Origin of the sequence: Ochrobactrum sp. BTU2 (assembly GCF_024539785.1) — a bacterium.
Lineage (GTDB): Bacteria > Pseudomonadota > Alphaproteobacteria > Rhizobiales > Rhizobiaceae > Brucella > Brucella anthropi.
The window spans coordinates 770685-786083 of sequence record NZ_JAHWRG010000002.1; the positions used below are offsets into that span (position 1 = coordinate 770685).

Below are 15399 nucleotides of genomic sequence, written 5' to 3' on the forward strand. Positions count from 1 at the left end.
CGCCCGGAAGTCGACCTTCCGGGCTGCAAGGATCAGTAGAGCGCTTCCGGCAGAATATCCTTGAGGCGCAGGAGGGCGATGCGCTCCACCTGAGCGCAAGCCGTTTCAAATTCTGTATCGCGGTCATTGGAAACGCGGCGCTGGAAAGCGTCGAGGATTTCCTTTTTGTTGCGTCCCTTCACGGCGATGATGAACGGAAAGCCGAACTTCGCCGTATAGGCGTCGTTCAATTCGGTGAATGTCCGCTTTTCCGCATCAGTCAGCGCATCGAGACCCGCACCAGCCTGTTCGGCGGTCGATTCCGCTGTCAGCCGTTTGGCCTGTGCGAGCTTGCCAGCAAGATCCGGGTGCGCCTTCAACACGGCAAGCCGCTCATCTGCCGAGGCGGCGCGGAATGCCTTCGTCATCGCGGTCGCAAGACCGGATGCGGTATCTTCCTCCAGGCTGAAACCCGCATCGTATGCACGTTCGGCAATCCATGGCGAATGCTCGAAAATGCTGCCATAACGTGCGACGAACGCATCCCTGCTGGCTTTCGAAGGCACGACGTCGGCGGTGACGGGCTTGTAGTTTTCGTGCCAGTGGCGGGCAATATCGACACGCTTGGCGACCCATACCTTGTCATGGCTTTGCACATAGTCGAGGAACCGTTCGAGCGCGGCCACACGGCCGGGGCGACCGACAAGGCGGCAATGCAGGCCAATGGACATCATCTTCGGTGCGCCTTCCGCGCCTTCGCGATAGAGCACGTCGAACGTGTCCTTCAGATAGGTGTAGAACTGATCGCCGGAATTGAAACCCTGCGGCGTCGCAAAACGCATATCATTGGCGTCGAGTGTGTAGGGCACGATCAGGTGCGGTCCCTTCGGACCTTCAACCCAATAAGGCAACTCGTCGGCATAGGAATCGGCGGAATAGAGAAAGCCACCTTCTTCCATCACCAGTTTCAGCGTGTTGTCGGACGGCTTGCCCTGATAGATGCCGAGCGGTCGCGAGCCGGTAAGTTCCGTATGAAGGCGTACCGCATCGCGGATATGCTCGCGTTCGATCTCTTCGGGAACGTCCTTATATTCCCACCAGCGCAATCCGTGGCTGGCGATTTCCCAGTCAGCCTCTTTCATGGCGGCAACGGCTTCGGGATTGCGTGCCATGGCGAGTGTCACGCCATAGACGGTGACTGGCATGTTGCGGCGGGTGAAGGCGCGCCACAAGCGCCAGAAGCCGGATCGCGCGCCATATTCGTAGATGGATTCCATATTCAGGTTGCGCTGGCCCTGCCAGGGCTGCGCACCGACAATCTCGGACAGAAGGCATTCGGAGGCCGCGTCACCGTCGAGAATGCTGCATTCGCCGCCTTCCTCATAGTTGACGACGAATTGAACTGCGATATTGGCTCCTCCCGGCCAGCGCGGATCTGGCGTGTTGCGTCCATAGCCGACGAGATTGCGCGGATATTTCATTGCGGGTCTTCCCTCGTTTTCGTTCGTTTTATCCATGATAATAAAGATTTATCGCTATTATTCCCCTCCAAAAATTTGAAAGACATCCAACGATAACCATCTTTCAGAATGAGGAGGATCGCGAAATACTAAATGCTGGGAACATGGTGTGGTTTGCGGCCCCCACAGCCGATGGCGACGTTGGGCTCAAATAAACCACCGGAAATCAAAAGCTTGTAACATTTTCCAATCTATTTGATGAGAGAATCAGCAAGCTGCAGGAGTGTAAATGGGTCAGGAAAACAGCGGTAATGGCCGGTTGACGACGCATGTCCTCGACACGGTAAGCGGCAAGCCGGCGGCAAATCTGCGCATCGAATTGCGTCGCGTCGAGAATCAGCAGGCCGAACCAATCCGGGAAATTCGCACCAACGACGATGGCCGCTGCAGCGAGCCGCTGCTGGCGGGCGAGAATTTGCGGGCCGGTTCCTACGAGCTTCTGTTCCATGTCGGCGAATATTTCGGCAAGACAGATGATGTCGTACCGTTCCTCGATGTCGTCCCTCTGCGCTTTGGCATTTCCGATGAAAAAGCGCATTATCATGTACCGCTTCTCGTTTCGCCGTTTTCCTATTCCACCTATCGCGGGAGCTAAGCGCCATGAACCAGTCTGTGCACCAGTCTGTGCGACACACGATCCGCTTTCTTCTGAACGGTGAAAAGGTTGAACTCGACCGCGTTTCCCCGACCGAAACGTTGCTCGACTATCTGCGGCTGTCCGCCAAGCTGCGCGGCACCAAGGAAGGTTGCGGCGAAGGCGATTGCGGTGCGTGCACGGTGCTGGTCGGCAAGATTTCCGACGGCAAGCTCGTTTACGAAAGCGTCAATGCCTGCATCCGCTTCATGGGTTCGCTGGATGGCTGCCATGTCGTGACGATCGAGCATCTGCGCGGCGCCGATGGCGATCTGCATCCGGTGCAGAAGGCAATGATCGAGTTTCATGGCTCGCAATGCGGCTTCTGCACGCCGGGCTTCGTCATGTCACTCTACGCTCTGTGGATGCGCGAACCGAAGCCCGCCGATGCACAGATCGAAAAGGCATTACAAGGTAATCTTTGCCGCTGCACGGGCTATGAGGCGATCATGCGCGCTGCCCGCATCATTTCCGACTACGGTACGGTCATGGAAGACCCGCTTGCTGCTGAGCGCGCCCATGTTCTCGAACAGCTGACGGCCATGCGCGATAGCGTTCGGGTGGAAGTGGGTGAAGGCAAGGACCGGTTGATTGTGCCCGGTGATCTCGATGATTTCGCCACCATCCTGGCGGCAGAGCCGAAGGCGACCATCGTTGCCGGTTCTACCGATGTGGGCTTGTGGGTCACCAAGATGATGCGTGACATTTCCCCGGTCGTCTTCATCGGTCATCTGGAGGAACTGCGCTCCGTCCGTGAGGAAAATGGTGTCGTTACCATCGGCGCAGGTGTCACCTACACGGAAGCATTCGGATTTCTTGCCAAGCGCATTCCGCAGCTCGGCCAGCTCATCAACCGCATTGGCGGTGAGCAGGTGCGCAATATGGGAACCATCGGCGGCAATATCGCCAATGGTTCGCCGATTGGTGACACGCCGCCGCCGCTGATCGCGCTCGATGCAAAACTGACGCTGCGCAAAGGGGCGGAACGCCGCACTATACCGCTGGAAGAGTTCTTCATCGCTTATGGCAAGCAGGATCGCCAGCCCGGCGAGTTTGTCGAAGCCGTGCATGTACCGGTCCCGGCAGAAGGCAGCCATTTTGCCATTTACAAAGTGTCGAAGCGTTACGAGGAAGACATTACGGCGACGCTCGGCGCTTTCCATCTGACGCTCGACGCGGCAGGCAATGTGGAAACGGTCCGCATCGCTTATGGCGGTATGGCCGCAACGCCGAAGCGCGCCAGCACGGTGGAAGCCGCACTGACGGCCAAGCCCTGGACCGAGGCTACGGTTGAAGCGGCATTGGAAGCCTATGCACAAGACTATACGCCCTTGAGCGATATGCGTGCGACAGCGGATTACCGGCTGCTCGCGGCGCGCAATCTGTTGCGGCGTTTCTTCGCCGAAACGGAAGGCAGTTACGTGCCGCTGCGTGCGGCTGAAATCGCGGCGGCGTGAGGAGGCAATCATGAACAAGCATCCTGCAAATGCATTGAAAGCTGCCCGCATTGTGGGTGGCGTCGCGACCGACCAGAAACACGATTCCGCGCACAAGCATGTGACGGGAACGGCTGTCTACATCGACGATATACCGGAGCCCGAAGGCACGTTGCATATCGGGGTCGGCTATTCGTCCGTTGCACATGGTTCATTCAAGTCGATTGATTTGTCGGCAGTGCGCGCCGCTCCCGGCGTGATCGACGTGTTGACCTACAAGGACGTGCCCGGCGAAAACGATGTTTCGCCATCGGGCATGCATGACGACCCGATCTTTGCCGTCGACAAGGTTGAGTTTCACGGTCAGCCGATCTTTGCGGTTATCGCGAAAAGCCGCGATCAGGCGCGCCGCGCTGCGCGTTTGGCAAAGATCGAATATGAAGAAACGACAGGTATCTATTCCATCGATGCGCTGGACGGTCTGAAGGACCGGCTTGTCACCACGCCGCTGACGCTGAAGCGCGGTGATGCACGTGCGGCCATCGATACCGCGCCGCACCGTATCAAGAACCGCATGTATCTTGGTGGGCAGGATCATTTCTATCTTGAGGGTCAGGTTTCGCTGGCTATCCCCGGCGAGGATGAGGACGTCACCGTCTATTGCTCCACGCAGGGGCCGAGCGAAACCCAGCATCTGGTTGCCCATGCGCTGGGCGTGCCGAGCCATTCCGTGACGGTGGAAGTGCGCCGCATGGGCGGTGGCTTCGGCGGCAAGGAAACGCAGGCCAACCAGTGGGCGGCCATTGCAGCCATTGCTGCCAAGAAGCACAAGCGCGCCATGAAGATCAGGCTCGACCGCGACGAGGACATGACCTCGACCGGCAAGCGCCATGGCTTCGTCATCGACTATGAAGTCGGCTTCGACGATGACGGCAATATTCTGGGCATCGATTATCTGTTTGCCCTCAATGCCGGGTTCTCGGCAGACCTTTCCGGACCTGTCGGCGACCGCGCACTGTTTCACTGCGACAATGCCTATTTCTTCCCGGCAGTTCATGCACAGTCGGCACCGCTTTACACAAACACCGTGTCGAATACGGCGTTTCGCGGCTTCGGTGGCCCGCAGGGCATGGTTGGTGCAGAACGCGTGATCGATGAGGTGGCTTTCGCCGTCGGCAAGGACCCGCTCGAAATCCGCAAGCGCAATTTCTACGACGAGATGGGTAAGGACGGTACACGCAACGTCACCCCTTACCATCAGAAGGTCGAAGATTGCATTATCCAGCGCATCGTTTCGGAACTTGAGGAAAGTTCAGATTACGCGAAGCGCCGCGAAGCGATCCGCGAGTTCAACGCGAAAAGCCGTTATGTAAAGCGCGGCATGGCGCTGACGCCGGTGAAATTCGGCATCTCCTTTACCAAGACGGAGTCCAATCAGGCTGGCGCTCTGGTGCATGTATACAATGACGGCTCGGTGCATATGAACCATGGCGGCACGGAAATGGGGCAGGGGCTCCATTTGAAAGTGGCGCAAGTCGTGGCCGAGGAATTCCAGATCGACATCGACCGGGTGAAGATCACCGCGACGACCACCGCCAAGGTGCCAAATACGGCGCCGACGGCGGCTTCTTCCGGTGCCGATCTCAACGGCATGGCTGCACAGGACGCAGCCCGCCAGATCAAGAAACGTCTCATCCATTTTGCGGCACAGCAATATCAGGTGCCGGAAGATCAGGTTGTCTTCCTTCCCAACCGGGTTCGCGTCGGCAATCAGGAAATCAGCTTCAACGATCTCGTGAAGCAGGCCTTTATCGGTCGTGTGCAGCTGTCGGCGGCAGGTCACTACAAGACGCCGAAAATCCACTGGGACCGTGCCAAGGGCCGGGGCCATGCCTTCTATTACTATGCTTACGGAGCAGCCTGTTCCGAAGTTTCCGTCGACACTCTGACTGGTGAATATGTGGTGGAGCGCACCGATATTCTGCATGATACCGGGCGTTCCCTGAACCGCGCCATCGATATCGGTCAGGTTGAAGGCGGCTTCGTGCAGGGCATGGGCTGGCTGACGACAGAGGAGCTTGTGTGGGACGACAAGGGGCGGCTTCGCACCCATGCGCCATCCACCTACAAGATCCCGCTGGCTTCTGACCGGCCCAAGATCTTCAATGTCGCGCTGACCGACTGGTCGGAGGCTTATGAGCCGACGATCCATCGTTCCAAGGCTGTCGGCGAACCGCCGTTACCGCTTGGGTTGTCGGTGCTGCATGCTCTGGCCGACGCCATTGCCACCGTGGCGGATCACAAGGTCTGCCCACGTCTCGATGCGCCAGCAACGCCGGAACGTGTGCTGATGGCCATCGAACGGCTCCGCAAGCAAAAGGGCTAGAGAGATGCCAGGCGCGCGCGACGATATCCGGGCTTTTCTCAACCGGCGTCCCGATAGTGTGCTGGTTGAAGTCACCGATGTGAAAGGTTCCGCACCCCGCGATGCCGGGGCGTGGATGCTGGTTGCCCGCGATATGATCTTCCGGACGATCGGTGGCGGTCAGCTTGAATATATGGCTATCGACCATGCCCGGAAGGTGCTGCTCGGCGGCAGGGACTCACCCAAGGACGTTCCCCCCATGAACGTGCCACTGGGGCCCGAAATCGGCCAGTGCTGCGGCGGACGGGTAGGCCTGAGCTTCAGGCGTGTCAGCCGCGGGCTCACCGACGAGCTTGTCAGCAAGGTCGATGCGGAAATAGCCACGCGCCCGCATGTCTATGTCTTCGGCGCGGGCCATGTTGGCGATGCGCTGGCGAGTGCTCTCTCGCTCACGCCCGTCCGGGTCATTCTGGTGGATACGCGGGAAGCGGAGCTGATGGCGTGCGATGTGCCGGGTGTCGAAACCTGTCTGTCGGCCATGCCCGAACAGGTGGTGCGTTCCGCCCCGCCGGGTAGCGCGTTTATCGTTCTCACCCATGACCACGCGCTGGATTTTCTGATTGTTGCTGAGGCATTGCAGCGACGCGATGCCGTTTATGTCGGCATGATCGGCTCGAAGACCAAAAAAGCTACTTTCAAAAATTGGTTGAAACGCGAAATCGGTAGCGACAATCTTTTTGAAAATCTTGTCTGTCCCGTCGGCGGAGCCGTTGTGAAAGACAAGAGGCCGGAAGTCATTGCGGCATTGGCCGCAGCCGAAGTTCTGACGGCGGTGCTGACTTCCGTACGTGTATCGCAACCCGCCTGATCAGGCGGGTTTTTCTTTTCGCATTTCCGGTAAAGCGCGAGAAGGTTTCGCACGATATAATATTTGAAAAACAAAGGTATAGAGCGGTTTGAGCCGCTCTATACCAAAGCCTCGCGGATCAATCGCTGGCACCGCTCCGTCATGAAATCGATGATCAGACGTACCTTTGGGTCCTGAAAGCGCTTGTGCGGGTAGATCGCAGCAAGCTGGATCGGCGCCGGTGGTGTGCTTTCGAGGATTGGAACCAGCCGTCCGTCACGGATATATTCCTTCACTTCGAACAGCGGCTTGTTGATGATGCCGCGCCCGCCAAGCGCCCATTGCGTCAATACGTCGCCATCATCCGAGTCAAATGGCCCGGTGACTTCGAATTTGCGCAGACCTTCCGCCGTTTGCAGGGACCAGAAATATTCCTTTGAGCCTGGAAAACGCAGCAGAAGACAGTCATGCTTGTCGCCAAGCAACTCGTCAGGAGACTGCGGAACCCCATGTTTCTCGAGATATGCAGGCGCTGCACAGATCACGCGCTCGCAATTCATGATCCCGCGCATACGCAGGTTCGAATTCTCCAGAACACCGAGCTTGAAAGCCACATCGACGCCTTCGCTCATAATATCGACTTCATGATCGGACAGGCGAAGCCGTACTTCGATATCCGGATATTTGTCGTGAAACTCCGGAATTCCCGATGCAATCAGCCGTCTCCCGAAGCCAAGCGGAGCGGTAATGCGAATCGATCCCTTGGGATTTTTCGCCAGTTCAGCCACGGCAGCTTCCGCCTCATCCACAGCTTCGAGGATTTTCAACGCACCGTCATAGAATACGCGACCGTGTTCGGTCGGCGTAAGCTTGCGTGTCGTCCGGTTGAAGAGCCTGACCCCCAGGTGCTTCTCCAACTCTTTGATTCGATTGCTTGCAACTGCTGGCGAAGCGCGCTGGTCGCGACCCGCTGCAGATAGATTTCCCAATTCGACAACGCGCACAAAAACGCGCAGATTATCAAGATATGACATACGTCCCCTCCACGATTGTCTAGATTTTTTTGAAAGTGCTGGTCGTGATGTGACGTTCCCTGAACCTGATTCCTTTGGCACATAATGCAACAACGAACAATGGGGCTCAAAAATGGGTCAAGAAATGGGAGTGCCTGATGTATGATTTCGCCGTAGCCTGGGACTGGCTGGGCTTCGCAGCGCGGTGGCTGCATGTGATTACCGCGATTGCGTGGATCGGCTCGTCTTTCTACTTCATCGCGCTTGATCTCGGTCTGCGCCAGCGTCCCGGCTTGCCGGTAGGCGCGCATGGCGAGGAATGGCAGGTCCATGGCGGTGGCTTCTATCACATCCAGAAATATCTGGTTGCGCCCGCCGAAATGCCGGAACACCTTACCTGGTTCAAATGGGAATCCTACGCCACGTGGCTGTCGGGTTTCACGCTGCTCTGCATCGTCTACTATGCCGGCGCCGATCTCTACCTGATCGATCCGAATGTGCTCGATGTTTCCGTACCGGTCGCCATTGCGATCTCGATCGGTTCGCTGGCCTTCGGCTGGATCGCCTATAACACCATCTGCAAGTTCATGCTCGGCAAGAGCGATACGCTGCTGATGGTCATTCTCTACTGTATTCTGGTGGTGGTGGCCTGGGGTTATACGCACCTGTTTACAGGACGTGCGGCCTTCCTGCATCTCGGTGCTTTCACGGCAACGATCATGTCTGCCAACGTGTTCATGATCATCATCCCGAACCAGAAGATCGTGGTGGCGGATCTGATCGCAGGCCGCAAGCCCGATCCGAAATACGGCAAGATCGCCAAGCAGCGTTCGACGCATAACAACTATCTGACGCTGCCTGTTCTGTTCCTGATGCTGTCGAACCACTATCCGCTGGCTTTCGGGACGCAGTTCAACTGGATCATCGCCTCGCTGGTGTTCCTGATGGGCGTCACCATCCGCCACTGGTTCAACACACAGCATGCCCGCAAGGGCAGCCCGACCTGGACCTGGCTGGTAACGGTGATCCTGTTCATCATCATCATCTGGCTCTCGACAGTGCCGAAAGTTCTGACCGGTGAGCCGGAAGAACAGAAGGTTTCGGCATTGCAGCAGTCTTTCATCTCGGACCCGCACTTTGAAAAAGTGCGGGATACCGTTCTGGGGCGCTGCGCCATGTGCCACGCCAAGGAGCCGGGCTGGGAAGGCATCATTGCGCCACCGAAGGGCGTCGTGCTGGATACCGACCGGGATATTGCCGCGCATGCGCGTGAAATCTATTTGCAGGCAGGTCGATCCCATGCCATGCCGCCCGCCAATGTCACCGGCGTGAGCGAGGAAGAGCGCCAGCTTCTTGCCTCCTGGTACCAGTCCGCCACGCAAGGCACGAAATAAGGACCACGACTAAAATGACCAAGCTTCTTATCCGCGGCCGCGTGCTGACCTTTCGTGACGAACCGCAGAGCCTCGATGACAATGCCGCTTACCGCTATATCGAAGACGGCGCTGTTCTTGTCGAAGATGGCCGCATCCAGCACGTCGGGGACTATGCTGAAGTAAGCAGCATGGCAGGCAACGACGTCAACGTCGCCGACCATCGCCCGCACCTGATCCTGCCCGGTTTCATCGATACGCATATCCATTATCCGCAGACGCAGGTGGTCGCTTCTTATGCAGCCAATCTGCTGGAGTGGCTCAATACCTATACGTTCGTCGCTGAACAGAAATTTGCCGATGAGCAGCATGCCGAATTCATTGCGGAGCGCTTTCTTGACGAGCTGATCCGCCACGGCACCACCACGGCGGTTGCTTACTGCTCGGTACATCCGCAGAGCGTCGATGCCTATTTCCGCGCCTCGCAACATCGCAACATGCGCATGCTCGGCGGCAAGGTCATGATGGATCGCAATGCGCCGCCAGCACTCTGCGACACGGCAAAGTCCGGCTATGACGATACGAAGGCGCTGATCGCACGCTGGCAGGGCAAAGGCCGCCTCGATTATGTGATCACCCCGCGCTTTGCCATTACGTCCACACCGGAGCAGCTTGAGGCAAGCCAGGCGCTTGTTCGTGAGCATCCCGGCAGCTACATCCAGACGCATCTTTCGGAAAATCACGACGAAATCTCTTTCACCAAGTCGCTTTATCCCGATGCACCGGATTATCTCGGCATATACGAGCATTACGGTCTATTGGGTGACAAGACCCTGCTTGGCCATTCGATCCATCTGGAGCCGCGCGAAGTGCGCGTCATGGCGGAAACCGGTTCGATTGCCGTGTTCTGCCCGACTTCAAATATGTTCCTCGGCTCGGGTCTTTTCGATCGCGACCGCTTAAAAGCATCGGGCGTGCGCATGGCGGTGGCGACCGATGTTGGTGGTGGCACCAGTTTCTCCATGCTGCGCACTATGGACGAGGGTTACAAAGTCCTGCAGCTGCGCGAACAGCGTCTGAACCCGTTCCAGTCATTCTACATGATGACGCTGGGCAATGCCCGTGCGCTGTCGATGGAAGACAAGATCGGTACGCTCGACGAGGGCACGGAAGCCGATATCGTGGTGCTGGATTCATCAGCCACATCGCCGATGCGGCTTCGCATGGCGGCTGGCGCGACGCTGGAGCAGGAACTGTTCCTGTTGCAGACGCTGGGCGATGACCGCGCCATCGTCGAAACCTATGTGGCTGGCAAGCCGCTCAAGGCAGAACTGGCCTGATTACTCCAATCCTTGGAGGAGGATGACCCGTGGCGGAGCGATCCGCTGCGGGTCTTTTTATTAAAACTCTTCCGGGCGTTTGCCGCCCATGGCACGGGTCAGCTCGTCGGCGGTGGAGCGGATCAGCGGCCCGAACTCCTCGAGCCTCTTTTTCGGCAGGCGCACCGCAGGGCCGGAAACGGAAATACCAGCAATCGCCTCGCCATATTCATTGAAGATGGGAGCGGCGATGCAGCACATGCCGAGCGTATGTTCTTCATCATCAATCGACCAGCCACGGGTGCGGGTTGCCTGAATGTCTTTCAAGAGCGCTGGCAGGCTGTCGAGCGTGCGCTGCGTGAAATGTTCAAGCGTGCGCCCCGAAAGAGCGTGCGCGATTTCCTTGTCCGACCAGGTGGACAATATGGCCTTGCCAATGCCGGATGCATGGATGGGCCCGCGCCGCCCGGGCCGGAAAAAGGCGCGCATCGGCGCATGGCTTTCGATCTGCGAGATGAACACGACATCGCCGCCGTCCTCGACGCCGATATTGGCGGTTTCGCCGCTCGTTTCCATCAATGTCTTGAGATAAGGCCGCGCCAGAATGCCGAGCTTGCGGAACCGGCGAAAGGCATTGCCGATTTCGAAAGCCTTGACGCCGATGGTCCAGTCTCCGCTTTCCAGATCGTGGGAAACCATACCATGATTTGCCAACGACGATAGAAGGCGGTGCACGGTGGAGGGCGCCATACCGCTTTCATCGGCAAGGTCGGTCAGTGTCGAACCGTCATTTTCGGCGATTAATGCCAGCAGCTTCAGGCTTCGGTCCAGAACCTGCACAGACGAGGGCGCGGCGTTTTCCGCCGCCTTGCGGCCCCGCTTTACCTTTGCCTGTTCCATCATCGTCTCCGAATCCCGCCTTAGAGCGCATCCCGAAAAGTGTGAAACGGTTTTCGGACAAGATGCGCGTCAAAACAAACAGTTAGAGCGTGATCTGATTCAATCAGATCGAACCACGCTCTAAACTCACGAATTACCACTATCGCATCCATTGCTACTCGGAAAGGCATCGGCGGATTATCTCCATTCCGTTGAAAATCTTTATTTCCGTATAATGGTATGCATTTCCATTTTTTGATATTAGCTTTTGTAAATGGAGATTAATTCCACGGAGCATTTCCAGCAAAAGTGCGTAAGCCGTTTGCGTCTGGAAATGCGTGAGAAAAAGAAACAAAGCGGCAATAGCCGTTCCACAGGAACGGACGCCGCTTGAGGAGGGAGCCGTCATGGCCAGAATGCGTGCAGTCGATGCAGCCGTGCTTGTGCTGGAAAGAGAAGGGATCAATTGTGCTTTCGGTGTACCGGGCGCAGCGATCAATCCATTTTATTCGGCGATGAAAGCGCGCGGCTCGATCCGCCACATACTGGCGCGTCATGTCGAAGGTGCTTCGCATATGGCCGAGGGCTATACCCGCGCAAAGCATGGCAATCTTGGCGTCTGCATCGGCACCTCCGGCCCCGCCGGAACGGATATGATCACGGGTCTCTATTCGGCTTCCGCCGACTCGATCCCGATCCTCTGCATTACGGGTCAGGCGCCACGTGCGCGTCTGGACAAGGAAGACTTTCAGGCGGTCGATATCGCCAAGATCGCAGCCCCTGTCACCAAGTGGGCGGTCACGGTTATGGAGCCCGCATTGGTGCCTTTTGTTTTCCAGAAGGCGTTTCACATCATGAAGTCGGGCCGTCCCGGCCCGGTTCTGATCGACCTGCCGATTGACGTCCAGCTTGCCGAAATCGAATTCGACATCGACACTTACCAGCCGATGGAAGCCTACAAGCCTGCTGCTACGCGGGCGCAGGCGGAAAAGGCGCTCGCCATGCTGAACGAGGCGGAACGTCCGCTGATCGTTGCTGGTGGCGGCATCATCAATGCCGATGCGTCCGATCTTCTGGTTGAGTTCGCCGAAATCACAGGCATTCCGGTCATCCCGACCCTGATGGGCTGGGGCGTCATTCCCGACGACCATCGCCTGATGGCAGGCATGTGCGGTCTGCAGACCTCGCACCGCTATGGCAATGCCAATCTGCTGGCCTCCGATGTCGTCATCGGCATCGGCAACCGCTGGGCAAACCGTCATACGGGTAATGTCGACACCTATAAGAAAGATCGCAAGTTCATCCATATCGACATTGAGCCGACGCAGATCGGCCGTGTCTTTGCACCGGACTTCGGTATCGTTTCCGACGCAGGCAAGGCGCTGAAGCTGCTGCTGGACGTTGCGACCGAATGGAAGTCTGCCGGCAAGCTGCGCGACTGGTCGGACTGGGCCAAGGAATGTGGCGAACGCAAGCGCACCATGCTGCGCAAGACACATTTCGACCAGACGCCGCTCAAGCCGCAGCGCGTTTATGAGGAGATGAACAAGGCGTTCGGTCGCGATACCTGCTATGTCACGACCATTGGCCTCAGCCAGATTGCGGGTGCGCAGTTCCTGCATGTCTATCGCCCACGCAACTGGATCAATTGCGGTCAGGCCGGTCCGCTCGGCTGGACGCTGCCAGCAGCGCTCGGCGTGCGTGCTGCCGATCCTGACCGTCCGATTGTTGCGCTTTCCGGCGACTATGATTTCCAGTTCATGATCGAGGAACTGGCGGTCGGCGCACAGCACAAGCTGCCCTACATTCATGTGGTCGTGAACAATTCCTATCTCGGCCTCATCCGCCAGGCGCAGCGCGGCTTCAACATGGATTTCGAGGTGAGCCTCGCCTTCGACAACATCAATGCCAATGGCGACGCGGAAAAGGGCTATGGCGTCGATCACGTAGCTGTCGCCGAAGGCCTCGGCTGCAAGGCGATCCGGGTTCGCAGCCCCAACCAGTTTGCCGAAAGTTTTGAACAGGCAAAAGCGCTTATGGCGGAGCATCAGGTGCCGGTGGTTCTGGAATTCATCCTGGAACGCGTTACCAATATTTCCATGGGTGTCGACATCGATCAGGTTGTCGAATTCGAGGAACTGGCCGAACGTGGCGAAGATGCGCCGACCGCTATCGCAGCGCTTTTGGATTAAGAGCAATTCCCGGTTTTGTCCGCAATTGCGCAAATAGAGAATTACAAGGAGGCGAAAATGCCGAGATTTGCAGCCAATCTCACAATGCTCTTCAATGAAGTGCCTTTCATGGACCGCTTCGCACTGGCCGCAAAGGCCGGTTTCACCGGGGTGGAATATCTCTTCCCTTACGAGTTCAACCGGCATGAGCTGAAGGCGGCGCTGACCAAGCATAATCTGGCGCAGGTCCTGCACAATCTGCCTGCGGGCAATTGGGCTGGCGGCGAGCGTGGCATTGCGGTTCTGCCGGATCGCGTCGATGATTTCCGGCGCGGTGTGGCCGATGCCATCGATTATGCCACGACGCTCAACTGTTCGCAGGTCAACTGCCTTTCCGGCATTGCCCCGCAAGGTGTCGATCCGGACGTTTTGCGCGCCACTTTTGTCAGCAATCTGCGTCTGGCGGCAAAGGAACTGGGCAAGCATGGCATTCGCCTGCTGATCGAGCCGATCAACCACTATGATATTCCGGGCTTCTATCTCAACACGGTGGAGCAGGCGGTCTCGATCATCGACGAAGTGGGCAGCAACAACCTGTTCATCCAGTACGATCTCTACCATCAGCAGCGGACACGCGGCGAGCTGGTTGCAACGTATGAACGTTACAAGCCGCTGATTGCCCATGTTCAGCTCGCCGACAATCCGGGCCGCAATGAGCCGGGCACCGGTGAGATCAATTATCCGAACGTGTTCGAAGCACTGAAAAACGCCGGATACAAGGGCTGGATCGGCTGCGAATACAAGCCGAAGACCACCACTGAAGAAGGCCTCGGCTGGTTCAAGAACCATGAAGCCGAACGGCTGACCGCATAAAGAACGGCTGACCGCATAAATTTGATTAGGGAGTAAGCGACATGGCCAAGATAGGCTTCATCGGACTGGGGATCATGGGCACGCCGATGGCGCGTCATTTGCAGGATGCGGGACATCAGCTCTTCACCTCCCGGTTCAATCCTCCACCGCGCCAGGAGCTGATCGACAACGGTCTGCAAATTCTGGAAACGCCGAAGGCTGTTGCCGAAGAGTGCGACACCATTATCCTCATGCTGCCGGACACGCCGCAGGTAGCCGAAGTTATCTTCGGCGAGGGCGGCGCGATCGGTGGCTTTGGCAAAGGCAAGTTGCTCATCGACATGAGCTCGATTTCCCCCATCGAGACGAAGGAATTTGCGAAGAAGGTCCGTGCGACAGGTGGCGAATATGTCGATGCACCGGTTTCGGGCGGTGAGGTCGGCGCGAAGAATGCCAGCCTCTCCATCATGGCTGGCGGCTCGCAGGAATCGTTCGACCGCGCTCTGCCGCTCCTGAAGCTCATGGGCAAGAACATCACGCTCGTCGGCGATTGCGGTGATGGCCAGACCACCAAGGTTGCAAACCAGATCATCGTCGCACTCAATATCGAGGCTGTCGCCGAAGCATTGGTTTTCGCTTCCAAGGCAGGCGCAGACCCGGCAAAGGTGCGCGAAGCTCTGATGGGTGGCTTTGCATCGTCCCGCATTCTCGAAGTGCATGGCGAACGCATGATCAAGCGTACTTTCGATCCGGGCTTCCGCATTTCGCTGCACCAGAAGGACTTGAACCTTGCGCTGCAAGGCGCAAAGGCGCTCGGTGTTTCGCTGCCGAACACTGCCACGGCACAGGAACTGTTCAATTCCTGCGCGGCGCATGGCGATGATGGTCTCGACCATTCGGGTCTGGTGCGTGCTCTGGAGAGAATGGCGAACCACGACGTCGCCTGACACTACAGCTGCATTCCTCGTGATGCCGGACTGCAAAGAGCAATTTTTTGCGCTCCGGTGCTCA

At 57.6% G+C, this 15399-nt stretch carries 12 protein-coding genes; 9 read left to right on the forward strand and 3 right to left on the reverse strand.

Translation table 11 applies throughout. The features are described from left to right. Nucleotides 1-32: 32 nt before the first annotated feature. Nucleotides 33-1460, reverse strand: coding sequence for an allantoinase PuuE (puuE, locus tag KWJ32_RS08365; protein WP_010658272.1), 1428 nt, complete (start codon nucleotides 1458-1460; stop codon nucleotides 33-35). 268 nt (nucleotides 1461-1728) lie between these two features. On the opposite strand from puuE, the gene uraH reads away from it, so the two are divergent. The 4 genes from uraH to xdhC are packed head-to-tail and all read left to right on the forward strand — an operon-like array spanning nucleotide 1729 to nucleotide 6802. Further along, on the forward strand, nucleotides 1729-2094 hold the full coding sequence (gene uraH, locus KWJ32_RS08370; protein ID WP_010658273.1) for a hydroxyisourate hydrolase: 366 nt from the start codon (nucleotides 1729-1731) through the stop codon (nucleotides 2092-2094). 17 nt (nucleotides 2095-2111) lie between these two features. Next, on the forward strand, nucleotides 2112-3590 hold the full coding sequence (gene xdhA / locus KWJ32_RS08375) for a xanthine dehydrogenase small subunit (RefSeq protein ID WP_181152391.1): 1479 nt from the start codon (nucleotides 2112-2114) through the stop codon (nucleotides 3588-3590). Nucleotides 3591-3600: 10 nt separating this feature from the next. Beyond that, nucleotides 3601-5955 carry a xanthine dehydrogenase molybdopterin binding subunit gene (gene xdhB / locus KWJ32_RS08380; protein ID WP_010658275.1) on the forward strand — a complete coding sequence of 785 codons (2355 nt, stop codon included), beginning with the start codon at nucleotides 3601-3603 and terminating at the stop codon, nucleotides 5953-5955. 4 nt (nucleotides 5956-5959) lie between these two features. Further along, a complete protein-coding gene (gene xdhC, locus KWJ32_RS08385) occupies nucleotides 5960-6802 on the forward strand; it encodes a xanthine dehydrogenase accessory protein XdhC (RefSeq protein ID WP_010658276.1) in 843 nt (280 codons plus the stop codon). A gap of 98 nt (nucleotides 6803-6900) precedes the next feature. On the opposite strand, the gene KWJ32_RS08390 is transcribed toward xdhC, so the two are convergent. Further along, nucleotides 6901-7815, reverse strand: coding sequence for a LysR family transcriptional regulator (locus KWJ32_RS08390; protein WP_010658277.1), 915 nt, complete (start codon nucleotides 7813-7815; stop codon nucleotides 6901-6903). Between the two features lie 137 nt (nucleotides 7816-7952). Here KWJ32_RS08390 and KWJ32_RS08395 point away from each other — a divergent pair, with 137 nt between their 5' ends. Beyond that, nucleotides 7953-9188 carry a urate hydroxylase PuuD gene (locus tag KWJ32_RS08395; protein ID WP_010658278.1) on the forward strand — a complete coding sequence of 412 codons (1236 nt, stop codon included), beginning with the start codon at nucleotides 7953-7955 and terminating at the stop codon, nucleotides 9186-9188. Nucleotides 9189-9202: 14 nt separating this feature from the next. Next, the gene (gene guaD / locus KWJ32_RS08400) at nucleotides 9203-10507 is read left to right on the forward strand and encodes a guanine deaminase (protein ID WP_010658279.1); all 1305 of its coding nucleotides are present in this window, start codon (nucleotides 9203-9205) and stop codon (nucleotides 10505-10507) included. A 60-nt stretch (nucleotides 10508-10567) separates the two neighbouring features. On the opposite strand, the gene KWJ32_RS08405 is transcribed toward guaD, so the two are convergent. Further along, the gene (locus tag KWJ32_RS08405; protein ID WP_010658280.1) at nucleotides 10568-11386 is read right to left on the reverse strand and encodes an IclR family transcriptional regulator; all 819 of its coding nucleotides are present in this window, start codon (nucleotides 11384-11386) and stop codon (nucleotides 10568-10570) included. Nucleotides 11387-11772: 386 nt separating this feature from the next. Here KWJ32_RS08405 and gcl point away from each other — a divergent pair, with 386 nt between their 5' ends. From gcl to KWJ32_RS08420, 3 genes are read left to right on the forward strand one after another with little or no spacing between them, the layout of a single operon-like run. Beyond that, a complete protein-coding gene (gene gcl, locus KWJ32_RS08410) occupies nucleotides 11773-13557 on the forward strand; it encodes a glyoxylate carboligase (protein WP_029925678.1) in 1785 nt (594 codons plus the stop codon). Between the two features lie 57 nt (nucleotides 13558-13614). Continuing rightward, on the forward strand, nucleotides 13615-14409 hold the full coding sequence (gene hyi / locus KWJ32_RS08415; protein ID WP_010658282.1) for a hydroxypyruvate isomerase: 795 nt from the start codon (nucleotides 13615-13617) through the stop codon (nucleotides 14407-14409). Nucleotides 14410-14450: 41 nt separating this feature from the next. Continuing rightward, a complete protein-coding gene (locus KWJ32_RS08420; protein WP_010658283.1) occupies nucleotides 14451-15335 on the forward strand; it encodes a 2-hydroxy-3-oxopropionate reductase in 885 nt (294 codons plus the stop codon). Nucleotides 15336-15399 lie beyond the last annotated feature (64 nt).

Bases quoted from the DNA above. Each gene is read 5' to 3' on its own strand.
- puuE (WP_010658272.1), bottom strand. From the start codon at position 1,460: ATGAAATATCCGCGCAATCTCGTCGGCTATGGACGCAACACGCCAGAT.
- uraH (WP_010658273.1), top strand. From the start codon at position 1,729: ATGGGTCAGGAAAACAGCGGTAATGGCCGGTTGACGACGCATGTCCTC.
- xdhB (WP_010658275.1), top strand. From the start codon at position 3,601: ATGAACAAGCATCCTGCAAATGCATTGAAAGCTGCCCGCATTGTGGGT.
- xdhC (WP_010658276.1), top strand. From the start codon at position 5,960: ATGCCAGGCGCGCGCGACGATATCCGGGCTTTTCTCAACCGGCGTCCC.
- KWJ32_RS08390 (WP_010658277.1), bottom strand. From the start codon at position 7,815: ATGTCATATCTTGATAATCTGCGCGTTTTTGTGCGCGTTGTCGAATTG.
- KWJ32_RS08395 (WP_010658278.1), top strand. From the start codon at position 7,953: ATGTATGATTTCGCCGTAGCCTGGGACTGGCTGGGCTTCGCAGCGCGG.
- guaD (WP_010658279.1), top strand. From the start codon at position 9,203: ATGACCAAGCTTCTTATCCGCGGCCGCGTGCTGACCTTTCGTGACGAA.
- KWJ32_RS08405 (WP_010658280.1), bottom strand. From the start codon at position 11,386: ATGGAACAGGCAAAGGTAAAGCGGGGCCGCAAGGCGGCGGAAAACGCC.
- gcl (WP_029925678.1), top strand. From the start codon at position 11,773: ATGGCCAGAATGCGTGCAGTCGATGCAGCCGTGCTTGTGCTGGAAAGA.
- hyi (WP_010658282.1), top strand. From the start codon at position 13,615: ATGCCGAGATTTGCAGCCAATCTCACAATGCTCTTCAATGAAGTGCCT.
- KWJ32_RS08420 (WP_010658283.1), top strand. From the start codon at position 14,451: ATGGCCAAGATAGGCTTCATCGGACTGGGGATCATGGGCACGCCGATG.